Annotated in this window: 17 protein-coding genes; 8 read left to right on the top strand and 9 right to left on the bottom strand. The window is 68.1% G+C overall.

The window, feature by feature from the left end; all coding sequences use genetic code 11:
* Positions 1 to 3 precede the first annotated feature (3 nt).
* Complete coding sequence (gene smc, locus P2T62_RS03510) at positions 4 to 3,600, bottom strand: chromosome segregation protein SMC (protein WP_276260107.1); 3,597 nt, start codon at positions 3,598 to 3,600, stop codon at positions 4 to 6.
* A 23-nt stretch (positions 3,601 to 3,623) separates the two neighbouring features.
* Positions 3,624 to 3,935 carry a DUF7518 family protein gene (locus P2T62_RS03515; protein ID WP_276260108.1) on the bottom strand — a complete coding sequence of 104 codons (312 nt, stop codon included), beginning with the start codon at positions 3,933 to 3,935 and terminating at the stop codon, positions 3,624 to 3,626.
* 166 nt (positions 3,936 to 4,101) lie between these two features.
* On the opposite strand from P2T62_RS03515, the gene P2T62_RS03520 reads away from it, so the two are divergent.
* From P2T62_RS03520 to P2T62_RS03530, 3 genes are all read left to right on the top strand, one after another.
* Positions 4,102 to 4,971 carry a hypothetical protein gene (locus P2T62_RS03520; RefSeq protein WP_276260109.1) on the top strand — a complete coding sequence of 290 codons (870 nt, stop codon included), beginning with the start codon at positions 4,102 to 4,104 and terminating at the stop codon, positions 4,969 to 4,971.
* Positions 4,972 to 5,185: 214 nt separating this feature from the next.
* Positions 5,186 to 6,970, top strand: coding sequence for a hypothetical protein (locus P2T62_RS03525; RefSeq protein ID WP_276260110.1), 1,785 nt, complete (start codon positions 5,186 to 5,188; stop codon positions 6,968 to 6,970).
* A 165-nt stretch (positions 6,971 to 7,135) separates the two neighbouring features.
* A complete protein-coding gene (locus P2T62_RS03530) occupies positions 7,136 to 7,813 on the top strand; it encodes an IS6 family transposase (RefSeq protein ID WP_276257837.1) in 678 nt (225 codons plus the stop codon).
* Positions 7,814 to 7,980: 167 nt separating this feature from the next.
* Here the strand turns inward: P2T62_RS03530 and phoU are convergent, their stop codons facing one another.
* The 5 genes from phoU to P2T62_RS03555 all read right to left on the bottom strand — a co-directional run bounded on the left by phoU (position 7,981) and on the right by P2T62_RS03555 (position 13,533).
* Positions 7,981 to 8,649: a phosphate signaling complex protein PhoU gene (gene phoU, locus P2T62_RS03535; RefSeq protein ID WP_276260111.1), complete on the bottom strand. Its 669-nt coding sequence runs from the start codon at positions 8,647 to 8,649 to the stop codon at positions 7,981 to 7,983.
* A gap of 1 nt (position 8,650) precedes the next feature.
* Positions 8,651 to 9,622, bottom strand: coding sequence for a phosphate ABC transporter ATP-binding protein PstB (gene pstB, locus P2T62_RS03540; RefSeq protein ID WP_276260112.1), 972 nt, complete (start codon positions 9,620 to 9,622; stop codon positions 8,651 to 8,653).
* On the bottom strand, positions 9,619 to 11,232 hold the full coding sequence (pstA, locus tag P2T62_RS03545) for a phosphate ABC transporter permease PstA (RefSeq protein WP_276260113.1): 1,614 nt from the start codon (positions 11,230 to 11,232) through the stop codon (positions 9,619 to 9,621). The genes pstB and pstA overlap by 4 nt, the downstream gene beginning before the upstream one ends.
* 1 nt (position 11,233) lies before the next feature.
* A complete protein-coding gene (gene pstC, locus P2T62_RS03550; RefSeq protein ID WP_276260114.1) occupies positions 11,234 to 12,307 on the bottom strand; it encodes a phosphate ABC transporter permease subunit PstC in 1,074 nt (357 codons plus the stop codon).
* A gap of 128 nt (positions 12,308 to 12,435) precedes the next feature.
* Complete coding sequence (locus tag P2T62_RS03555) at positions 12,436 to 13,533, bottom strand: PstS family phosphate ABC transporter substrate-binding protein (protein ID WP_276260115.1); 1,098 nt, start codon at positions 13,531 to 13,533, stop codon at positions 12,436 to 12,438.
* Positions 13,534 to 13,872: 339 nt separating this feature from the next.
* On the opposite strand from P2T62_RS03555, the gene P2T62_RS03560 reads away from it, so the two are divergent.
* The 4 genes from P2T62_RS03560 (at position 13,873) to P2T62_RS03575 (ending at position 18,757) form a co-directional block, all read left to right on the top strand.
* Positions 13,873 to 14,868, top strand: a complete 996-nt coding sequence (locus P2T62_RS03560) for a phosphate uptake regulator PhoU (RefSeq protein ID WP_276260116.1) — start codon at positions 13,873 to 13,875, stop codon at positions 14,866 to 14,868.
* 92 nt (positions 14,869 to 14,960) lie between these two features.
* A complete protein-coding gene (pepF, locus tag P2T62_RS03565) occupies positions 14,961 to 16,754 on the top strand; it encodes an oligoendopeptidase F (protein WP_276260117.1) in 1,794 nt (597 codons plus the stop codon).
* Between the two features lie 141 nt (positions 16,755 to 16,895).
* Positions 16,896 to 18,116, top strand: coding sequence for a proteasome-activating nucleotidase Pan2 (gene pan2 / locus P2T62_RS03570; protein ID WP_276260118.1), 1,221 nt, complete (start codon positions 16,896 to 16,898; stop codon positions 18,114 to 18,116).
* Positions 18,117 to 18,496: 380 nt separating this feature from the next.
* Positions 18,497 to 18,757, top strand: coding sequence for a DUF7123 family protein (locus P2T62_RS03575; protein WP_276260119.1), 261 nt, complete (start codon positions 18,497 to 18,499; stop codon positions 18,755 to 18,757).
* A gap of 53 nt (positions 18,758 to 18,810) precedes the next feature.
* Here the strand turns inward: P2T62_RS03575 and P2T62_RS03580 are convergent, their stop codons facing one another.
* Both P2T62_RS03580 and P2T62_RS03585 read right to left on the bottom strand, forming a co-directional pair.
* Entirely contained in the window at positions 18,811 to 19,428 is a 618-nt protein-coding gene (locus P2T62_RS03580; RefSeq protein WP_276260120.1) for a winged helix-turn-helix transcriptional regulator, read from the bottom strand.
* An 81-nt stretch (positions 19,429 to 19,509) separates the two neighbouring features.
* Entirely contained in the window at positions 19,510 to 20,742 is a 1,233-nt protein-coding gene (locus P2T62_RS03585) for an SPFH domain-containing protein (RefSeq protein WP_276260121.1), read from the bottom strand.
* Positions 20,743 to 20,837: 95 nt separating this feature from the next.
* Here P2T62_RS03585 and P2T62_RS03590 point away from each other — a divergent pair, with 95 nt between their 5' ends.
* Positions 20,838 to 21,365 carry a DUF5813 family protein gene (locus P2T62_RS03590; RefSeq protein WP_276260122.1) on the top strand — a complete coding sequence of 176 codons (528 nt, stop codon included), beginning with the start codon at positions 20,838 to 20,840 and terminating at the stop codon, positions 21,363 to 21,365.
* Positions 21,366 to 22,078: the final 713 nt, after the last annotated feature.

Below are 22,078 nucleotides of genomic sequence, written 5' to 3' on the forward strand. Positions count from 1 at the left end.
GCGTCAGTCATCCGCGACCACCTCCTCGTCGGCGTCGGGCCCCTCCTCCGAGAGGTCGATGCCGGTGACGGCCGAGACGTTGTCGTCCTGCATCATCACGCCGATGGCACGCTCGGAGCGCTCGAGGAGGGCGGCGCGGTGCGAGACGACGATGAACTGCGCGTCGCCCGCGAGCTCGTCGACCATCTCCCCGACCATCTCCGCGTTCGCGGCGTCGAGGAAGGCGTCGACCTCGTCCAGCGCGTAGAACGGCGCCGGGTTGTACCGCTGGATGGCGAAGATGAAGGCGAGCGCAGTAAGGGACTTCTCGCCGCCGGACATGGCGGCGAGGCGCTGGACCGGCTTGTCCCCGGGCTGGGCCTTCATCGTCAGGCCGCCGTCGAACGGGTCCTCGCGGTCCTCCAGGTGGAGCTCGCCGGAGCCGTCCGAGAGCTTCGCGAAGATGCGCTGGAAGTGGTCGTTGATGCCCTCGTAGGCCTCCATGAACACCTCGCGCTTGCGCTCCTCGTAGGACTCGATGCGCTCGCGGATGCCGTCGGCCTCCTCCTGCAGGGTCGCGCGCTTCTCCTGGAGGTCGTCGAGGTCCTCGGCCACGGCGTCGTACTGGTCGATGGCGCGCATGTTGACCGGCTCCAGCTCGGCCATCCGGTTCTCGAGCTTCGTGATCTGGCCCTTGACGAAGCCGTGGTCGGGGATCTCCTCGGGGTCGTAGTCGCCGACCTCCTCGGCCAGCTCGTCGACCTCCCACTCGAGTCGCTCGGCCTCGCCCTCCAGCTCCGAGAGGTCGGACTCGACGCTCGAGACGGCGTCCTTCTGCTCGTCACGTGCCTGCCGGGCCTCGCGGAGGTCCTCCTTCAGCTCCTCGCGCTCGCCCTTCAGGTCGGCCAGCTCCGCCTCGAGCTCGGCGACCGCCTCCTCCTTCTCCTCGAGCAGGTCCTCCTGCTCGTCGATCTCGGCCTCCAGCTCCTCGACGGCCGCCTCGGCCTCGGCCTTCCGGTTCTGGGCGTCCTCGATGGTGTCGTGGAGGTCGTCGATCTCGTTCTCCGCGTACTGCTTCTCCAGCTGGAGCTGGTTCAGCTCGCCGTCGATGTCGTCCATCCGGCCCTCGAGATCGTCGATCTCCTCGCGGAGTTCGTCGGCCTCGGCGTTCAGCTCGGCGATCTCGGACTCCTCGAGCTCGGTCTCCAGCTCCGTGATGTCGGCCTGCACCGACTCGATCTCGTCGGTCTTCCCGGCGATCTCGGCCTCCAGCTCGTCCATCTCCTCGGAGACGGCCTCGCGCTGGTCCTCGATGTCCGCGAGTTCGGATTCGAGGCGCTCGACGCGAGACTCGGTGTCGGCGATCTCGCCCTCGACGCGGTCGATCTCGTTCTCGACGTCGCGGACCTGCTCGGCGGCGTTGGACTGCCGGTCGCGGGCGTCCTCGAGCCGGTCCTCCACGTCGCGGATCTCCTCGCGGAGGTCGCGGCGCTGGTCCTCGAGGTCGTTGATGCGCTCGGCGACCCGCTCGATGCGGCCCTTGCCGCTCTTGGTGAACGAGTAGCGCGACCCCGACGAGGAGCCGCCGGTCATCGCGCCGCTCTTCTCGACCAGTTCGCCGTCGAGCGTGACGAGCCGGTACTGGCCCATCAGGTCGCGGGCGGTCTCGATGTCCTCGACGACGAGCGTGTCGCCCAGCACGTACGAGAAGACGCCCGAGTAGTGCGCGTCGAAGTCGACGAGGTTGTACGCGAAGTCGACGACGCCCGGCTGGTCCGGCGCGCTCGGGAGCGAGCGGTCGTCCATCTGGTTGATGGGGAGGAAGGTCGCCCGGCCCGCGCCCCGTGATTTCAGGTGCTCGATGCCGCGCTGCCCGACGCCGTCGTCGTCGACGACGACGTGTGCGAGCCGCCCACCGGCCGCCGTCTCGCAGGCCGTGGCGTACTCGCCGGGGACGCCGCCGAGTTGCCCGACGGTCCCGTGGACGCCGTCCATGTCGGCGTTGAGGATGGTCGTCACCGCACGGCCGTAGGACTGGTCGCCGCTCTGTCCGGCGTTGGCCTCCAGCTCGGCGTACTCGGACTGCTTGGCCTTGATCTCGTCCTCGACGTCGTCGAGGTCGTCGGTCAGCGAGCGCTTCTCGGCCTTGAGGTCCTCGACGACCTCGGTGATGGTCTCGCGGTTCTTCTCGGCCTTCTCGCGCTCGGTCTCGAGGTCCGACAGCTCGGCCCGCAGCTCGGGCAGGTCGGCCTCGGCTTCCTCGATGGCCTCGCGCTTCTCGCGCTCCTCGTTCGAGCGCCGGCGCGCCTCGTCGGTGAGGCGGTCCTGCTCGCGCTGGAGCTCGTTCTTCTCGTCCTTCAGCTCGTCCAGCTCCTCGCGCTTCGTGGCGAGGTTCTCGCGGAGCTCGTCGTACTCCGTGTCGATGGCCTCGATCTCGGCCTCGACCTCCGCCAGCGATTCCTGCTTCTCGACCTTGTCGGCCTTCAGCGAGGACTTCTTCACCTTCCGCTGGCGGATGTCCGCCTCCAGCTCGTCGACCTCCTCGTTCTTCCGGTCGATCTTGACGAACGCCTGCCGGCGCTCGTTCTCGGCGGCCTCGATGCGCTCCTCGGCGTTGCCGATCTTGTCCTCCAGCCGCGAGATCTCGCCCTTGATCTCCTCCATCTCGCGCTTGATGGCGAGCTGCTCGTCCTCGCCCTTGCGCTCGATCTCGCGGTTGAGCTCCGCGAGCTCGTCCTCCAGCCGCGTGACGCGCCCCTGCCGGTTGTCGAGTTCCTCGCGCAGCTCCGCGAGTTCCGCCTCGGTCTCCTCGATGGCCTCGCGCGTCTCCTCCAGGTCCGTCCGTTTCGTCTCGAGTTCGGCGGCCTTCAGGTGACCCTCGTACTCGGCCTTCTCCTCCTTGAGGTCGCGGTACTGGAGCGCGGTCTCGCGCTCGTCCTCGAGTTCCTCGAGGCGCTTCTCCTTCTCCTCGATGCGGAGGTCGGCCTCCTCGATGCGGTCCTGGACGGTCTCCAGCTCGTCGAAGGCGTCTGCCTTCTTGGCGTCGAACTCGGCGACGCCGGCGATCTCGTCGATGATCTCCCGCCGTCGACCGGCGGTCATCGTGATGATCTCGGTCACGTCGCCCTGCATCACGACGTTGTACCCCTCGGGCGTGACACCGGCCTGCGCGAGCAGGTCGCGGATGTCGGAGAGGTTGACCGAGCGGCCGTTGAGGTAGTAGTACGAGTAGTAGGTGTCCTCGTCGGTCTGCTTGACCCGGCGGCGGATGGAGATCTCCTCGACGTCGCCGACGTCCTCGGTGCCGGCGGCGCTGACGACCTGCGACCGTTCGAGCGTGCGGTCCTCGTTGGCGAGGATGACCTCGACGGAGGCCTCGCGCTCGCCCGTGAAGTCGTCGCTCTCGTCGTCGTGGCCGGGGTTGTAGATCAGGTCGGTGAGCTTGTCGGCGCGGATGCCCGAGGTCCGGGCGAGTCCCAGCGCGAACAGGACGGCGTCGATGATGTTCGACTTGCCCGAGCCGTTCGGGCCGCTGATGGTTGTGAAGTCCTGGTAGAACGGGATGCGCGTCTTCCGGCCGAAGCTCTTGAAGTCGTCCAGTACGAGCTCTTTGATGTGCATGTGGGGCGCTCGTGGCCCCGCGTTCAGGCGACGATGATGTCGTCCGACGCGGAGTCTTCGTCCGCCTCCTCGCTCGCCTCGTTCTTATCGCCATCGGCCGACTCGACTGCTTCGTCGACCTTCTCCTGTGGGGCCTCCCGGCCGTTCTCCATGCTCGGCTGGGTTCCGGTCGGCTCGGGGGCCATGATGTCGCTGCCCTCCGGTTCGGGCTCCACCGCGGCCTCCAGATGCTGGATGCGCTCCTTGCACTCGACGAGTTCGTCCGTCAGGCCGTCGACGGTCGCCTCCAGCGAGCGCACCTTCGCCTCTAACTCCTCGACCCGGTTGCCGGTCATACGACCACGACATCGCCGCCGACCCTTAAACCTGCGTCAGACACCCACACCGTGTCTGACGCGCGTCTGCCGCGCCGATCCCCCGGCGGGCGGTGGCGTCCGGCCTGTCACCCGCCGGACCCCTCCGGCCAGAACGACTTTCCGCCACTCGTGCGACCATCTGCCAATGTTCGGCGACCAGGAGCGCGTGACCGTCCGCGAGCTGATGACCGAGGACCCACAGGAGGTCCACCCGGCCGCCGAGGTGGCCGACGTGCGGGAGTGGCTCGACGAGAAGGGGTACACGGCGGCGCCGCTGGCCCGCGACGAGCCCCCGTTCATGTACGTCACCCGCGAGGCGCTCGCCGAGGCGTCGGCCGCGGCCATCGACGAGCCCGTCTACGAGCACGCCGACCGCTTCGGGCTGGACGACCTCGTGGCGCCGGATCTGGGGTTCGAGGGACTGCTGCGTGAACTGGCGGACCGCCCGTTCTATTTCGTCGGCTGGCACGGCCGCGTCGAGGGCATCGTCACCCGCGCGGACCTGAACAAGCCCGCCGCGCACGCCTTCCTCTACACCCGCGTCGGGGAACTGGAGATGCGCCTGCGCGACCTGCTGGACGCCGAGACCTCCTGGCAGGGGGCGCTCTCGATGCTCCAGCGGGAGGGCCACGGCGAGGAGACCGAGTACGACGCCGTGCTGGAGGAGTACGAGGCCCACGCCGACTCGGATCTGCAGCTCCGCGAGATCGACTACACCACCTTCTGGCAGCTCACGCAGGCCGTCCGCGAGGAGGACGGGGCGGTCGAGCACCTCCCCTTCGAGGACGGCGACGCCGCGGCCGACGCGCTGAACGAGGTCCGCGAACTCCGGAACCACGTCGCCCACTACGGCAACGTCGTCCACAACCTCGACGCCGACACGCTGGCTTCGGGTCGGAACGTCCACGAACTGGAGGGGACCTACGCCGACATCGAGGCCATGCTGGATGCGCTGCGGGAGTGGGCCGACCACGAGACCGGCCGGCGGCCCGTGGGTGCGGTGCCCGAGGAGTGAGTCGACCTCCGGGCGTCGCTGCCCCCGGCGGTAGACGGGGCGCGACGCTCGTGCGTCTCGGGGCACAGCCCCCGCAGGGCCGCGCTCGTCGGTCGGACGGAGTCGAGCCCCCGTCCCGCGCACCGAAATGCGGGTCGGTAGGGCACCGACTCCGTGAGTCTGGGTAGATATGCTCCATCTATGTTATATACTTACTCGACGTATAATCTCAATAATGTACGAATCACGTCGCACGAATGTCGAACCGGTGGCCACGACGGACCGTCCCCGGCTGCCGACGCGCCGGGCGGTCCTCGCGGCGGGCGGGGCGGTCGCGCTCGGCGGGCTCGCGGGCTGTACGTCGCTCGACGGGCTGCTCGACCGGGCCAGCGAGGAGGCGGTGGCCAACCGGGCCGCCTCGCCGGCCGCGTTCTATGTCGGTGACGAGGTCGACGGTGTGACGGCGTCCCGGAGCGGGCCGGTCGACGTGCGGTTCGTCCCGCCGACGCTGCGCGCGGAGTCGCGGCAGATCGAGATCGAGGGCTGGAGTACCAGCACGACCACGAAGGCGCAGGACTACAACTCCTCGCGCTCGAACAAGCCGCGGTCCATCTGGGTGCCCGACCCTCTCGACGATGACGACGACGGCGACGGCATCCTGGACCTCGTGGCCACGCTGGACGCCGAGCGGGCGCTGGTGGTCTACGCCAGCGCGGCCCTCGCCGCCGTGGACGAGCGGGCGAGCGACGGGATAAACGACCCGTTCGACGGCTTCACCAAGATATCGGAGCGGGCCGGAAGGGCCCTCGATGGGTGCCGGACCGACAGGTGCAGAACCGTCGCCGAGAACCTCGCCACGCAGGCGGACCTCGTGGGCGATGCGCGGGATGCCGTGGCCGCCGGCGAGTGGGACCGGGCGAGCGGGTCGCTCCGGCAGGCCCGCCGCATCGCGCAGGGCGACATCGAGGGCATCCTCGACGACCTCGACAGCGACGGCGACGGCATCCTCGACGCCGCGGCACCGCTCTTCGACAACCTCGAGATCCGTGGTCGGGCAGCCACCATCGCCGAGCACTTCGTCGTCAGCCTCCCCGACGCCCGCGTGCGGGGCGGCGGCCCGGCGCTGGCCGACGAGCTCACGCCCCAGCGCGTGGTGGACTACTTCCTGGGCGAGAAGGACGCCGACCGCTGTGGGGAGGGCGAGGACGGCGTCGCGGTCCACCGTGACCTCTCATGCCGCGACCTGCTGACGGCGCGACTCGACGAGGCGAAGGCGAAACAGCGCCACGTCGCGGCTTTCGAGACCGCCGGTGGGGTCGTCGTCACCGGGGCGACGCCCGCCGCCGAGGGCGCGGCACCCATGCTGTGGATCGCGCCGGACAACACCGTCTCGCCGGTCGACTCGCTCGACTCGTGGGCGAAGGAGGTGACCGTCGGCGAGGTGACGGTCTCGTCGGCGCTCGTCTGTCCCGCCGTCGCGACCCCACCGGACTGCCCGTGCCCGATGCCCGTACTGTTCCACGTGCGGCGGATCCGCCACGAGGACCAGTTGCTGTACGTCGGGGGGTGGACCATCGACGACGGCGCGCTCTACGAGAACAGCGCGACGCTCCTGACCGCCGACGGCCCGAACTTCGTCGTCGGCGTCTCGCGCTCGGATATCGAGGAGGGCGGGGTCAGGTTCAAGCAGGGCAACGACACGATTGTCCGGAAGAAGCCCGGCCGGACGACGTACGCCAACATCACCCTGAGTGCGCCATACGACGCCGACGACGAGTACCTCCCCGCCGATGCGCCGCCGGTCTGCAGGGACGGCGGCGCGTACTGCTACGACGTCCAGTCCGTAGAGGCGTTCGCCAGACACGCGACCGGCGGCTGTCCCGGCGAGGAGGGCGACGCCCCCGCGTGGTCGGTCGCCACGGCGCTCGACGCGCCGGTCCTGCACCTCGTCGGGGCCGCGGACGCGTCGAACGACGTGAAGTTCAAGGCCGGCGCGGAGCTGTCGAAGGCGGTCAACTGAGCGCGGCGGCCGTCGTGCCGTGCGCGAGTCACAGGAACGGCCGCAAACATCTACCGAGAGGTTCTGTTTGAGTATTTGTAATTTATTTTAGAAAATTGCATTTGGGGCACTGTCTAGTTAGCGCAGATTGAGGAACGAGCAGGTCGTTGAGTGTCTTGCCTAGAGATGCTCGCAGACCTGCTCGAGAACGATTACAACGGCGACTTAGATGAATATTGGGAGCGTGAGCGGACGGCGACGCCCGTCAGGGCGTTCGCCGTCCGGCTTCACGCGACCGGTTGTTCACTCAGAGAAACAGAAGCGATTCTTGCGTCTCTCGGTGTGGAGCGTTCGCATCAGGCGATCTTTCAGTGGGTACATCGGCTGACTGACAGCAGTCCAGACCCGCCGACGGCTTCGCCGTCGCGGGTCGCGGTTGACGAGACTGCTGTCCGGATCAATGGCGACCTGTGTTGGGTGTACGCTGCAATCGACCTTGATACAAAGCTGATTCTGGATGCCCAGATTTTCAAGCGTCACGGCACCGATCCAGCGGCTGCGTTCCTCCACCGACTCCGTGAAAATCACGACTGCGCGAATACCACGTTTTTGACTGACTCGTTCGGCTATCGGACTGCCCTCAATCGATTAGGGCTGAGCGGTCGGGTGGACTACACCGACCGAAACCTCATCGAAAAGTGGTTTCACACCCTCAAGCAGCGCATCGACCGCTTCCATCACTCGTGGGTCGGCAGTCGGCGGAGCGTCCGCCGTTGGATTTCTCACTACGTGCAATACTACAACGAACAACGACCGCACCAATCGCTCGACGGACGAACGCCAGCTGAGGAGGTGCTAAACTAGACAGTGCCGCATTTGGTTTTGGGTATCTGTTCTGGCATTTCACCTCCAATATCTCGTCGAGACGCCAATCGGCCCGCCGTTCGCGTCGACCCGGTCCTCGAACTGCCGGCGGTACGGGGTGAACTGCGCCCGCTCGGGCGTCCCTGGTCCCGGCTCTGCTGCCGGGGTCAGTACAGGAGCGCCTCGCTCGCCTCCACCATGTACAGCGTCCGTGCCGCGATATTGACCGCATGGTCGCCGACGCGCTCGATGTCCCGCACCGTCACCAGCAGCCGGCGGACGCCGGCCAGCAGGTCGTCGTCGACGGCTCGCTCGACGTCGCGGCCGACGAGGTCCTCGATGACGAGTTGCCCGACACGCTCGCAGAGGCCGTCGAGCTCGTCGTCCTGGTCGGCGACCGCGCGACACAGGTCCGGGGCGCCGGCCTCGTAGGCGTCGATGGCGCGCTCGATCATCTCCGCGGCGATGTGGGTGAGGTCGTCGACGTTCAGCTCCGGGAGGTAGTCCTCGCGCTTCTCGAGGGCGCGCTCGGCGAGGTTGACCGCGAGGTCGCCGATGCGCTCGATGTCGGTGAGGATCTTGAACGAGGAGGCGACGAAGCGCAGGTCGCCCGCCACCGGCTGCTGGAGGGCGAACAGGTCGATACAGCGGGCCTCGAGTTCCAGGTAGCGCTCGTTGACCGTCTCGTCGGCCTCGATGACGGCCCGGGCGGCCGCCGTGTCGCTCTCGGCGAGCGCATCGGCCGCGCGTTCGAACTGGTCGAGTACCGTCCGGCCCAGCTCGACGATGTCGGCGCGGAGGTCGTCGAGCTCGGCCTGGAACGCCTCGCGAGCCACGCTATCCGAACTTGCCGGTGATGTAGTCCTCGACGCGCTGGCTCTCCGGGTTCTCGAAGATCTGGTCCGTGTCGCCGTACTCGACCAGGTAGCCACCGGTCAGGAAGACGGCCGTCTGGTCGGAGATGCGGGCGGCCTGCTGCATGTTGTGCGTGACGACGACGACCGTGTACTCCTCGGAGAGCTCCTCGATGAGGTCCTCGATCTTCGAGGTGGCGATGGGGTCCAGCGCGGACGCCGGCTCGTCCATCAGGAGGACCTCGGGGTCGGTGGCGAGCGCGCGGGCGATGCAGAGGCGCTGCTGCTGGCCGCCTGAGAGGCCGAGCGCGTTGTCGTCGAGGCGGTCCTTCACCTCGTCCCAGAGCGCGGCCTGCTTCAGCGACTTCTCGACCAGCGCCTCCTCCGCCTCGCGGTCGTCGCGACCGGTGAGGCGGGCAAGCAGGCCCGTGTCGATGTCGCCGTGCTTGCGCGGCCCGTAGGAGACGTTGTCGCGGATGGATTTGGGGAACGGGTTCGGGGACTGGAACACCATCCCGACGCGCTTGCGCAACTCGACGAGATTGGCGTTCTCGGAGTAGATGTTCTGGCCGTCCAGCTCGACGGCGCCGTCGACGTTCGCTGCGCGGATGCGGTCGTTCATCCGGTTGAGACACCGGAGGAACGTCGACTTCCCACAGCCCGACGGCCCGATGAGCGCGGTGACGCTGTTCTCAGGGATCTCCATCGAGATGTCCTTCAGGGCGTGGTCGTCCCCGTAGTGGACGTTGAGGTCCTCCGTGCGCATCTTGGCGCGGCCGTCGAACTCGTACTCGACCCACTCGTCGCGGAGCTCCTCCTGGGTCTCGCCCTCGACGGTGGTGCCGGTGGTGCTGGCCGAGATGGACGTGCCGACGTCCGCGCCGGTGGTGCTCTCGGCTGCTGATTCGGTCTCCGCTTCTGTCTCCGTGTCTGTCTCTGTGACTGAGTCGCTCATGCGCGTAGCTGCCTCCTGAAGTAGTTCCGGGTGACGATGCCGATCGCGTAGAAGCTCAGCACGACCATCAGCAGCACCAGCGCCGTCGCCCACGGGTCGATGCGGGCGTTCGGCCCGGCGCCGACACCCGCGGTGATGAGCGCGAACAGCTGGTACGGCAGCGCGCTGGAGGCCTCCAGCAGTGCCGGGTTCGAGATGAACGGCGGACTGGCCGTGAACTGGAAGCCCTGCAGCACCCGCGGATACGTCTGCGGGAACGGCGACTTCGTCGACGAGGTGACCAGCAGGATGGGCGCCGTCTCGCCGGCGATGCGGCCGACGCCGAGGATGACCCCCGTTGCGACGCCGGGCAGCGCGGCCGGGAGCACGACGCTCCGGATGGTCTGCCACTGGGTCACGCCCAGCGCGGCGCTGGCGTCCCGGTAGGCGTCCGGGACGGACTTCAGCGACTCACGGGCCGTGATGATGACCAGCGGGAGCATCATGAAGCCGAGAACGAGTTGGCCGGCCAGCAGCGACTGCTTGTTGCCAAAGCGCGGGATGAAGAAGGCCAGCCCGAACAGGCCGTAGACGATACTGGGCGTGCTCCAGAGCCCGTTCGTGGCCGTCTCCACGAGCTGGGTGAACCGCCCCCGCTCGGCGTACTCGGTGAGGAACACCGCCGAGCCGACGCCGATGGGGACCGACAGGAGCATCGCCCCGATGACGAGCCAGATCGTGCCGATGATGGCCGGCAGGATGCCGTTGATGCCCCGAAGCCCCACCCCGCGCATCACGAACGGCACGTCGATGGGGAGCGCGAACAGGCCGAACAGCTGTGGGCCGACGCCGAGACCGACCTCGAGACCGCGGACGACGCCGTCGGCCCCCCGGAGGACGATGAAGCCGATGAGGACGATCAGGACGGCGATCATCGCCATGGCGTTCAGGCTCGCGAGCAGGAAGGCACCGTCCTGTCGTCCGCGGGCACCGAAGCCGGCCCGGGCCTTCGCCGCGGCCCAGGTGATCAGCAGGCCGACGACGATGGACAGGCCGGGCACGACGACGCCGGCCGGGAACGTCGGTTCCCAGTCGCCGCCGAGGACCCACTCCCACTGTGGCCCGATGACGCCCGTCACGACGACCGCCCCGACGACCACCGCCAGCGTGCCGGTCGTCAGCGTCGAGCCGAGGTCCTCGCGGGGGAGTGCGGTGGCCGCGAACGTCCCGACCGCGCCCACAATCGAGGGGACGATCCAGAACAGCCCCAGCGGCCCGTTCAGCCCGACCGTCTGCGAGAGCGTCAGCCCGAACGCGGTGAAGCCGATGAGCCCGAACGCGATGCCGGTGGTGACACCGGCGCTGGCGCTGGGCTCCGTTGCGGTGTAGCCCAGTCGGGAGGCCACACCGAGCGCGACGACCGCGCCCCCACCCAGCAGCATGAGCAGGCCGTACCAGTCGTGCAACAGTGCGGGACCGAGCGGGTTCGCGGGCTGGACGACCTCGAAGAGGCCGACCCAGCCCAGCACGAACAGCAGGACGCCCACGCCCGTGGTGGCCGCGGCGGCCCCCTCGGCCAGCGTCGAGTCCTCCCGGACCAGTTCCGTCTCGGTGTCGGTGATGCTGCTCATCTCAGACCTCCCCCTCCAGTTTGCGGCGCATCCGCGCCTCGATCCGCTGTGACGCGACCGAGAGGATCATCACGATGACGAACAGCAGGACCCCGGCGGCGAACAGCGCACTGAGCTGGTTCGCCCGCCCGACGGCGACGCCGTACTGGCTGGCGATGAGACTGGTCAGCGTGGCGGTGTTGTCGAACACGTCCGGCAGCGGCTGGGCGAAGTTCCGGGGGATGTTCCCGAGGATGACCGTCGCGGCCATCGTCTCGCCGATGGCCCGGCCGACGCCCAGGATGACCCCAGCCGATACCCCGGAGAACGCCGCCGGCAGGGTGATGCCCTTCATGGTCTGCCAGTCGGTCGCGCCCAGCGCCAGCGAGCCGCTCTTCATCGACTCCGGGATGGCGTTGATGGCGTCCTCGGAGACGGAGACGACCGTCGGGAGCGCCATCAGTCCGATCATCATGCCCGCGAGCAGGAGGGAGCCGAAGTTCGCGAGCGAGAACTTCACCTGGAAGTACTGGTTCAGGATGGCGAAGCCGATGAACCCGTAGACGATGGAGGGGATGCCGGCGAGGATCTCGATGCCGGGCTTGACGATGTCGCCCACGCGGTCGGGTGCGATCTCGCTGATGAACAGCGCGCCGGCGATACCGAGCGGGGCGGCGATGAGCATCGCGATGATGGTGGTCACGATGGTGCCGTGGACGGCGACAGCCAGGCCGTAGACGCCCTCGTTGACCGACCAGACGGGCGCCTCCGTGCGCAGGAGGATATCGAGCCCCATCAGCTCGAAGGCCTGGCGGGCTTCCAGGAACAGGAAGACGACGATGAGCGTCAGGATGAGGACCCCGAGCGTCGTCGCCAGGAGCATCAACCCGCGTGCGGTCTCCGCCTGGTGTCGGACCCAGCCGTAGGCGGCCACGCCGACGAACAGGAACAGGGGAACGGCCGACAGTCCCGTATTGAGCAGGAACGAAACGAACGCCAGGACGAGCAGGAGCGCACCACCCCCGACGACCGCCGCGGCTCCCGGCTCGATGTCACGCTCGCGCAGTTTCGTCTCCAGTCCGACGCTACCGAGCATCTGGTATCACGTTGATGGTTGAGGTGTTGTAGGTTACGCTTCGCCCGGTGCGCCGGACGTGAAGAACGAAGAGCCGCCCCCAGCCGAGAGGGGCCCCCGGTTCGCCCGGCGGGCGGGGAACGGGACCGTCAGTTCGTCGTCTCGGCCAGCTTCTTGCGCTCCTCCTCGCGGCGGCTCGGCGGGAGCTTGAAGTAGTTGTTCGGCTCGACGAAGTTCTTCTGCCCGTACTCGCTCAGGATCATCCGGATGAAGGCCGACTCCTTCTCGTCCGTGCCCTGCCACGTGTAGCAGTGGAGGTCACGCGAGAGCGGGTACCCCTTCGCGCCGAGGTTCTTGCCCAGCTCGTAGGTCGTGCCGTCCAGTTCCAGCGCGATGGGCGGGACCTCACCGTCGGGCTGGACGAACGCCAGCGCGATGTAGGCGATGGCGTTGTCGGAGTCCGCGACGGCGGTCTGGAGCTGCTGGTTCTGCCCGTAGCGGCCGTCCGTCCCGGGCATCGGCGCGTCCGGGTCACCGAGCAGGTTGAGGCGGAAGGCGGTGTCCGTCCCGGAGCCCTCGGCGCGGCCGAGCGCCTGGATCTCCTTGTCCGGGCCGTCGTAGCTGTCGATCTCCTGCCAGCTCTCGATCTCGCCCTTGTAGATCGCGGCGACCTGGTCGCCGGTCAGCTTCGTGACGCCGGCGTCGTAGATCTCCCGCGAGACGACGATCGGCTGGCCGTCGACGCCCACGACGTGGTCGATGAAGTCGTCGTAGGAGTCGCGCTCGGGCAGCTCGGCCTCGACGGGGGCCGAGGACTGACCGATGTCGACCTGGCCCTTCGAGACCTTCGAGACGCCGGTTCCGGAGTGGGAGAGGCCGACGCTCGTGGTGAACGGCGGGGCACCCTCTCGGGGCTCGAAGCCGTAGAGGCCCGCCCAGTAGTCTGCCATCGGCTTGTCCGTGTCGATCCCGTACTGGCCCGGACCCCAGTACTCCTTGTCGTCCGCGGGCGGGTTGGAGTTCCACACCGACCCCCCGTCGGACGTGATCGGGTAGACGGTCGAGGAACCGTCGGCGGTGAGCGGGGTGATGGGACCACTCCCACCGTCGCCACCGTCGCCGCCGTCGCCGCCGCCACCGTCGCCACCGTCACCCGTACAACCGGCGGCCATCGTGAGGGCCGCCGCGCCGGAGCCCAGGATGAACTTTCGTCGTGTCGCGCCGTCGAAGCGGTCGTCTTCTGGCATCACGCGAATCGGGGGATGCGATAGGTAAGTAGCCTACTATGATTACTACTTTCTTAACAGATTTCTATATAGTGGTGGTGATGGTACAGTGTCGCACTCCATGCCCGGGGGATGTACGCAGGGGGCCTCTTGTGGCCTTCTATCTGGGTTTAGCTGATGAACCTCCCGGCGTGTGCTGGCTCGGATGGGCAGCTCTCGGTGCGGGTGAACGGGATGTCTGACGCCCCGGAACTCCCCCGGTTCGCCCAGTTGACCGACCCATCAGGGGAAGTACGGGTATTAGGCGTGTTGTATATAGAGATGGATTAATTTATGGTGAGTGGGGTCCGAGCGCCGGCCATGGAGACGCGCAAGGTGCAGGTGACGGGCGGCTCGACGTTCACCGTCTCGCTCCCGAAGGACTGGGCGACCGAGAACGGGGTCAGCGGCGGGAGCGTCGTGGAGTTCCATCCCGAGGACGACGCGCTCCTCCTCACGCCGCGCCGGGAGGAGGAGAAGGTCGAGGGCACGCTGGACATCAGCGGGCTCGAGGAGCGGGACCTCATGCGCGCGGTCGTGACGATGTACGTCAGCGGGTTCGACATCATCACGCTGGAGTCCTCGCGCGTGACCGCGGCCCAGCGCCGCACCATCCGCGACGCCGTCCAGTCGCTGGTGGGACTGGAGGTCATCGGCGAGACCTCCGAGCGCGTGCGGCTGCAGGACCTGCTCGACTCCTCGGAGCTGTCGCTGCACAACGCCATCACCCGGATGCGGCTCGTCTCCGTGACGATGCTGGCCGACAGCGTGGCCGCGCTCGTCGAGAACGACGACGACCTCGCGGCCGACGTGGTCCAGCGCGACGACGACGTCGACCGGCTCTGGTCGATGGTCTCGCGCGTGTTCCGCTCCGTGCTGCGCGACCCCGCCGCCGCGGCCGACGTGGGACTGGACCGGGAGACCTGCTTCGACTACCACTCATCCGCCCGCCAGCTCGAGCGTGTCGCCGACCACGCCACCAAGATCGCCACGCACGCCCAGGAACTCGACGCGGTGCCCGAGGACGCCGCGGGGGCCCTGGAGGACCTCCACGTCGCCGCGGAGGAGGTCATCGAGACGGCGATGGACGCGCTGCTCGAGGACGACTCCGAGGAGGCCACCCGCATGGCCAACGACGCCCGGCGCCAGATCGAGGCCATCGACGAGCAGGCCCGCGAGGTGGACGCGCTCATCCGCGAGATGGACCCCCAGCAGGCCCAGCTGCTCGGGCTGGTCGTCGACTCGCTCACGCGGGCCGCCGACTACGGTGGGAACATCGCCGAGACCGCCCTCCAGAAGGCCGCCCCGAAACCGTAGCGCGCTCCGCGACCGAGGACGGCGTGTCGGGCGCCCGTCGCCGGAAAAAGCCCGACGATGCGTTTACCACACCCCCACCACTAGGTCGGCCCATGAGTGCCGCGGACGTTCCGGAACGGGAGGAGGTCGACGAGCAGTACAAGTGGGACCTGGACGCCATGTTCGCCAGCGACGAGGAGTGGGAGGCGGCCTTCGAGGCGGTCGAGGACCGCCTCGACGAGCTCGAGGCCTACGAGGGCCGCGTCACGGAGGACGCCGACACCCTGGCGGCCGCCCTCGAGACCCGCGAGGAGATCATGCGCGAGGTCGCGAACGTCTCCGCGTACGCGCGGATGCGGAGCGACGAGGACACCGCCGACCAGGAGTACCAGGCCCTCTCCGCGCGGGCCCAGTCGCTCTCGGCCGACGCCTCCTCGGCGGCCTCGTTCATCGAGCCCGAACTGCAGGAGTGCACCCGTGAGGAGCTCCGCGACCTCGTCGCGGAGAACGCCGACCTCGAACGGTACGAGCACTACTTCGACGACGTGCTCCGGATGAAGCCCCACACCCGCTCGGCCGAGGTCGAGGAGCTGCTGGCGGACCTCTCCGAGGTGACGGGCGCGGGCGGCGAGGTGTACAACATGCTGACGAACGCGGACATGGAGTTCCCGGCGGTTGAGAAGCCCGACGGGAGCGAGGTCCGCCCGACGCTGTCGAACTTCACCACCCTGCTCAAGAACCGTGACCGGGACTTCCGCCAGCGGGTCAGCGACACCTTCTACGACGAGTGGGAGACGGTGCGGAACGCGGTCGGGACGGCCTACAAGAACAGCGTCAAGGCCGACATCAAGCTGGCCCGCGCCCGGAACTACGAGACCGCCCGCGAGGCGAGCCTCGACGACGCCAACATCCCGGTCGAGGTGTACGACAACCTGCTGGACACCGTCGAGGCCAACCTCGACACCCTCCACCGCCACGCCGAGCTGAAGCGTGACGTGCTCGGCGTTGACGAGCTCCGGAGCTGGGACCTCTACACCCCGCTGGCGGACGGCGAGGTCGACCTCCCGTACGAGGAGGCCCGCGAGCACGTCGTCGAGGCGGTCGCGCCGCTGGGCGAGGACTACCAGAACCGGGTCGCGGAGGGGCTGGACTCGCGCTGGGTGGACGTCTACGAGACCGCCAACAAGCGCTCCGGGGCGTACTCGGGCGGCACGTACGACAGCCAGCCGTACATCCTGATGAACTACCAGGACGACATCACCTCGATGTACACGCTGGCCCACGAGCTGGGCCACTCGCTGCACTCCGAGCTGACGAGCGAGACCCAGCCGTACGTCTACTCCGGCTACGAGATCTTCGTCGCCGAGGTGGCCTCCACGGTCAACGAGGCGCTGCTGACCGAGCACCTGCTGGAGACCGTCGAGGACGAGCAGTTCCGCCGGCACGTCCTCGACGAGTACCTCGAGCGGTTCCGCTCGACGCTGTTCCGCCAGACGATGTTCGCCGACTTCGAGCACCGGACCCACGAACTCGCCGAGGACGGCGAGGCAATCACGCCGGACGTCTGCGACGAGGTGTACGGCGACCTGAAGTCGACCTACTACGAGCCGATGACGATGGACGACGGCATCCGCCGGGAGTGGATGCGCATCCCGCACTTCTACTACGGCTTCTACGTCTACCAGTACGCCACGGGCATCTCGGCGGCGAACGCGCTCGTCGACCGCATCCTCGACGAGGGCGAGCCCGCCGCCGCCGACTACCGCGAGTTCCTCTCGAAGGGCTCGCGCGAGTACCCGCTCGAACTGCTGCGCGGCGCCGGCGTCGACATGGCCTCGCCGGAGCCGGTCGAGCAGGCCATCGACGCGTACGGCGACCTCGTCGCCGAGTTCGAGTCGCTGACCTGAGGTCGGGAGTCCCACGGCTGACGCCGGAGGCCGGTACTGGGCCCTCTCGCACCGGTTGCTCGACCTTCCCGTCTCTTGGTATGGGTACCTGTAGCAACCCAAAGACACTTCTAACGAGGACCACCAACTTCTGGACACCTGATGTCGCGTAGTCCCTCACTACCAGACCAACCCACACTCGACCTGGACCCGGAGATGGGCCCCGACGAGCGGCTGGCCGCCCTCGAGGACCACTTCGTCGAGGTCACGCGCGTCCACGAGGAGCTGACGAGCCAGCTCGACGCCGCCCAGGACCGCCAGTCCGAGCTCCGGGAGGAGGTCGACAAGCTCCAGCGGGAGAACGAGGCGCTGAAGACCTCCTCGCTGTACCTCGCCACCGTCGAGGAGATCGCCGACGACGAGGTCGTCCTGAAACAGCACGGCAACAATCAGGAGGTTCTCACGGACGTCTCTCCCCGACTCGCCGACAAGCTCGAGGCCGGCGACCGCGTCGCCATCAACGACTCCTTCGCCATCCAGACCGTCCTCGACACGGAGAAGGACGCCCGGGCGCAGGCGATGCAGGTCGACGCCTCCCCCACCGTCACGTACGACGACATCGGCGGGCTCGAAGAGCAGATCGTCGAGGTCCGCGAGGCCGTCGAGGATCCGCTCACCAACCCCGAGGTGTTCGAGACGGTCGGCATCGAGCCCCCGACCGGCGTCCTGCTCCACGGCCCGCCGGGCACGGGCAAGACGATGCTCGCCAAAGCGGTCGCCAACCAGACCGACGCCACCTTCATCAAGATGGCCGGCTCCGAGCTGGTCCAGAAGTTCATCGGTGAGGGCGCCCGCCTCGTGCGCGACCTCTTCGAACTCGCGGAGGAGCGTGAGCCCGCCATCATCTTCATCGACGAGATCGACGCCATCGCCTCGAAGCGCACGGAGTCGAAGACGTCGGGCGACGCCGAGGTCCAGCGGACGATGATGCAGCTGCTCTCGGAGATGGACGGCTTCGACCAGCGCGGTGACATCTCCATCATCGCCGCCACCAACCGCTTCGACATGCTCGACCGCGCCATCCTCCGACCCGGTCGCTTCGACCGCCTCATCGAGGTCCCCGAGCCCAACCACGAGGGGCGCACGGAGATCCTCAGGATCCACACCCGCGAGATGAACCTCTCCGAGGACGTGGACCTCGCCTCGCTCGCCGGGGCCACCGAGGGCTTCACCGGCGCCGAGCTGGAGTCGCTCTCGACGGAGGCCGGGATGTTCGCCATCCGCGACGACCGGACCGAGGTCCGCCGCGAGGACTTCGACGAGGCCATGGAGAAGATCGACCACGACGGCGACGAGCTCGGGACGCCCATCGCGTTCCATTGAGCTTTTTTGCGGTTCGGGATTCGCTTGTCGGCCGGCTTCGCCGGCCGTCTGTGCGAACCGCTCACCGAAAAAACGTTCAGAAAAAATGCCAGCCCTCGCTCCCTACGGTCGCTCGGGCTGGTGATACGCGCTCGCTTCGTCGTCGGACTACGTCCGACTGCAAGCGGGACGGAGTCCCGCCCTGCTCGCGCGTACGCACTTCTTCTTACTGACCCGCATCATCGACGATTTCCCGGTCGTACCAACCACCGCAGTTCGAGGGCTCCTTGCCAGAACGGCGTGGGCACGGAAACAGCATCAGCGCAGCTTTCGGATCCTCTACCTGCCGATTAACTCACTGTACCAAACCCACTATCCGTGCATCTCTCCTCCGTGGAGGTATGAGCGCGACGGCGGCACAGGGGACGGAGACCGAGACCGAGATCACGGCGGACCTGAACGAGAAACAGCAGCGCATCGTCGACTACCTGCGGCGCGAGGCCGACGGGACGGCGTACTTCAAGTCGCGGCTCGTCGGCGAGGCGCTGGACATGAGCGCGAAGGAGGTCGGGGCGAACATGCGCGCCGTGAAGGAGGCCGCGCCGTTCGAGGTCGAGAAGTGGGGCTACTCCTCGGGGACGACGTGGAAGGTCACGGTCTGACGGGAACTGTCGGCTTTCGGTCGGATCCGTCCGGTTGGGTTCCTCTCGAACAGTTATCCCGAGTACTCGACGAGTTCGTCGGCGTCCGCGGCGAGCGCCACGGCGTCGTCGCCGAAGGAGTCGGCGTAGCGCACCAGCAGCAACAGCGTCGTCTCCGGGCGCGTCAGCGTGTACCCGTCCGAGCGGTCGAGCAGTCCCGCGTCGGCCAGTTCGGCGGCGTACTTGCTGACGGTCGGGGCCGAGACGCCGAGGCGGTCGGCGAGTTCGGTGCCGGTGGCGTCCGGATCGCGCAGGAGCTCGACGACGAGTCCCCGGGCGGTGTCGCGCCGGAGGAAGCCCAGGGCCCGGCGCTCGAAGTCGGAGAAGCGGCTGGCCGGGGCGTAGCGGCGGTAGTCACCGTCCTTCCAGGAGGTGATTGCGCCGCGCTCGACGAGGCGGCGGAGGTGGTACTGTGCCTCGCCCGTGCCCAGCCGGAGGTCGTCGCGGAGCTTCGAGAAGTGCGCGCCCGGCGTCGTCGCGAGGTAGCCCCGGATGGCGGCGGGCACCTCGCTGGTGGTCTCGTCGTCCTGCGAGTCGGAGCCGGCGAGTCGAGCCAGTGGGCCGCCGGCGCCGACCGCGGCGAACCGGCGGAGGGTGGCTCGTTTCTCCTCGTCGACCGACTCCTCGCTCATGAGTGGTAGTACACGAGTGAGGTGAAAAGGCCGTCGGCAGCAGTGGACGGGGTCCGGTATCCGGGGGCCGTCCCCGAGCGGTCACTCCGGCTCGGGTTCGCGCTCGCCGTCCGCGCTGCCGTCACCGTCCGCATCGACGTCGCGGCTGCGTTCCTGCGTCGCCGCGCCGGTGTTGTCGCCCGCCCCGACATCGATGTCGCCGCCCATCTCCTGGTCCATCTCCTCGATGACCTCGTCGGGGTCGCGGATGTCCGTCGGGTCCTCGCCCTCCTTGATGGCCTGGGCCTCGGCCTCCATCTGCTCGACGTCCATCTCCGTCTCCTGCTCGATCTGGCCGAGGATCTCCTCGATGTCGTCGAGGCCGAGCAGCTCACGGGTCTCCTCGTCGAAGTCGAGTGCCTCGAGTTCGTGGCCGTCGCCCTGCACGTCGCTGCCGGTCAGGTGCTTGCCGTAGCGCCCGACCAGCGAGGTGAGCTCCTGGGGCAGGACGAACGTCGTGGACTCGTTCTGGCCGATGGATTCGAGCGTCTCCATCCCCTTCTCGATGACCGCGCGCTCGCCCATCGACTCGGCGGACTTCGCGCGCAGCACGGTGGAGATGGCGTCACCCTGCGCCTCCAGGATCTGGCTCTGCTTCTCCCCCTGGGCCCGGATGATGTCGGACTGCTTGTCACCCTCGGCCTTCTCGATGGCCGAGCGCCGTTCACCCTGCGCCTCCAGGATCATGGCGCGGCGGCGGCGCTCGGCGGAGGTCTGCTGCTCCATCGCCTGTTGGACGTCCTGGGAGGGGTTGACCTCGCGGACCTCGACGGACTCGACGCGGACCCCCCACTCGTCGGTGGGTTCGTCCAGTTCCTTCCGGATGCGGGCGTTGATCTCGCCGCGCTTGTTCAGCGTGTCGTCCAGTTCCATGTCGCCCAGCACCGCACGCAGCGTGGTCTGGGCGAGGTTCGAGACGGCGCGCTTGTAGTTGTCGACCTCGAGGAACGCCTTCTTGGCGTCCATCACCTTGATGTAGACGACGGCGTCGGCCGTCACGGGCGAGTTGTCGCGCGTGATGGCCTCCTGCCGGGGCACGTCCAGCGTCTGGGTCCGCATATCGAACGCGTAGGTGGCCGAGACGAACGGCGGGATGAACGAGATGCCGGGCTCCTTGATGCCGCGGTACTGCCCGAACAGCGTCCACACCTTCCGCTCGTACGCCTGCACGATGACGACGGACTTGTAGACGGCGACGATGGCGATGGCCAGGATGACCAGCGTGACGATGCCGCCGACGACGCCCGCCTGTGCCGGGAACAGAGGGAGGGCCATAACCCGTCTTCGGCGCAACGGGGCTTGAAGGTTGGCCCGCGCAGCGCCGTCTGCGGCCCGACGCGCTCTTGTCGGTCGGCCGTCTACGATCGCTGATGCCAGACGAGTTACCGGCCGCGGCGGCCCGTGCGTTCGACGGCCACGACGCCTACGAGCGGGCGGCGGGCGGGCCGGCGTTCGTGCTGACGACCACGAAGTTCGACGCGACCGTCACGGCCCGCGACGAGGGCGAGCCCGAGTGGAAGCTGACCTACGAGCTGGAGGTCAGGGCGCCGATGCTGTCGGCCGTGACTGCCGACGAGGTCGGCCCCGCTCTCGAGGAGGGCTGGTTCGACACGCTCGCGCTCCGCCTGGAGGACGCCCCCGGCGTCGTGCGCGATTCGGTGGACGCCGACCTGGCGGTGGCCGAGGAGGCCGGCGACGCCGTCGCGACCTACCGCTTCCAGTTCGGTGACGCCGACCGCGCGGCCGCCATCGCGAAGGCGTTCGCCGAGTACGTCGAGGGGACCTACATGGAAGGTATCGTCCCGGGCTACGACTACCAGCCGCCGGTGTCCGAGATGCTGGCGTCGGCCCGCGGGGCCGGCGGGGACGAGGAATCCGGCGACCCGATGCCGTTATAAATAATTAATATTGTCTACTTAATAAGTGAATTCTTTATTGAGGTTCAATTTGGGGAACAATAGAAATATGTTCGTAGCATTTGTGTAGTGTGGGACACGGCGAAGCCCTCGCGCTCTCGACCACTCCGGGGCTCGCTGCGGTCCTCGGCCTCGCTTCGCTCGGCCTGTGGTCCTTGCGTCGCCCGGGAGGGTTCGAGAGCGCTCGCCCTTCGAGTCCTCCAGGGGGTTGTGTTTCGGGTCGAGCGACGCTCGTGGTGGTTCCGGCGGAGTGCTAGTGGCCCCACACCTCCCCGCGCTCGCGCCGGTGTGTTCCGGCACGCTCCCTGCGGTCGCGGCCTCCACGGGGATGGCGCGAGCGCGCTTCCTAAATCCGGAACCGGCCGGCCGACCAACCACTCCCCGGCCGGGAGCGCGTGCCGAGGCCCTTGCGGCCGAGTGCCGCGCGACCTGGGGAAGGGCAGGGCCACCGCGCCCGTGACACTCTCGACATCCTGGCGGACTCGAAGGGCGAGCGCGCTCAGCGGTTCCCGGACGACGCAAGCACCGCAGGGTACGCCCGGAACGGCGGGTGAGCGAAGCGAACCCGCCGCATGCCCGGACCCCGAGGAGCACAGCGAGTCCCGGAACCCTGAGCGCGCGAGGGCTTCGTAGGGGGTTTCGTTGTCGTTGTAGGAGTCGCCACGGTGGGATTCTCCGAGAACCCAGTCTAGCCA

This window comes from Haloglomus litoreum (genome assembly GCF_029338515.1).
GTDB classification, from domain to species: domain Archaea; phylum Halobacteriota; class Halobacteria; order Halobacteriales; family Haloarculaceae; genus Haloglomus; species Haloglomus litoreum.

Bases quoted from the DNA above. Each gene is read 5' to 3' on its own strand.
- P2T62_RS03525 (WP_276260110.1), top strand. From the start codon at position 5,186: ATGTACGAATCACGTCGCACGAATGTCGAACCGGTGGCCACGACGGAC.
- P2T62_RS03580 (WP_276260120.1), bottom strand. From the start codon at position 19,428: ATGAGCGAGGAGTCGGTCGACGAGGAGAAACGAGCCACCCTCCGCCGG.
- pan2 (WP_276260118.1), top strand. From the start codon at position 16,896: ATGTCGCGTAGTCCCTCACTACCAGACCAACCCACACTCGACCTGGAC.
- smc (WP_276260107.1), bottom strand. From the start codon at position 3,600: ATGCACATCAAAGAGCTCGTACTGGACGACTTCAAGAGCTTCGGCCGG.
- P2T62_RS03515 (WP_276260108.1), bottom strand. From the start codon at position 3,935: ATGACCGGCAACCGGGTCGAGGAGTTAGAGGCGAAGGTGCGCTCGCTG.
- P2T62_RS03530 (WP_276257837.1), top strand. From the start codon at position 7,136: ATGCTCGCAGACCTGCTCGAGAACGATTACAACGGCGACTTAGATGAA.
- P2T62_RS03555 (WP_276260115.1), bottom strand. From the start codon at position 13,533: ATGCCAGAAGACGACCGCTTCGACGGCGCGACACGACGAAAGTTCATC.
- P2T62_RS03585 (WP_276260121.1), bottom strand. From the start codon at position 20,742: ATGGCCCTCCCTCTGTTCCCGGCACAGGCGGGCGTCGTCGGCGGCATC.
- pstA (WP_276260113.1), bottom strand. From the start codon at position 11,232: ATGAGCAGCATCACCGACACCGAGACGGAACTGGTCCGGGAGGACTCG.
- pstC (WP_276260114.1), bottom strand. From the start codon at position 12,307: ATGCTCGGTAGCGTCGGACTGGAGACGAAACTGCGCGAGCGTGACATC.
- pstB (WP_276260112.1), bottom strand. From the start codon at position 9,622: ATGAGCGACTCAGTCACAGAGACAGACACGGAGACAGAAGCGGAGACC.
- pepF (WP_276260117.1), top strand. From the start codon at position 14,961: ATGAGTGCCGCGGACGTTCCGGAACGGGAGGAGGTCGACGAGCAGTAC.
- P2T62_RS03560 (WP_276260116.1), top strand. From the start codon at position 13,873: ATGGAGACGCGCAAGGTGCAGGTGACGGGCGGCTCGACGTTCACCGTC.
- P2T62_RS03520 (WP_276260109.1), top strand. From the start codon at position 4,102: ATGTTCGGCGACCAGGAGCGCGTGACCGTCCGCGAGCTGATGACCGAG.
- P2T62_RS03575 (WP_276260119.1), top strand. From the start codon at position 18,497: ATGAGCGCGACGGCGGCACAGGGGACGGAGACCGAGACCGAGATCACG.
- P2T62_RS03590 (WP_276260122.1), top strand. From the start codon at position 20,838: ATGCCAGACGAGTTACCGGCCGCGGCGGCCCGTGCGTTCGACGGCCAC.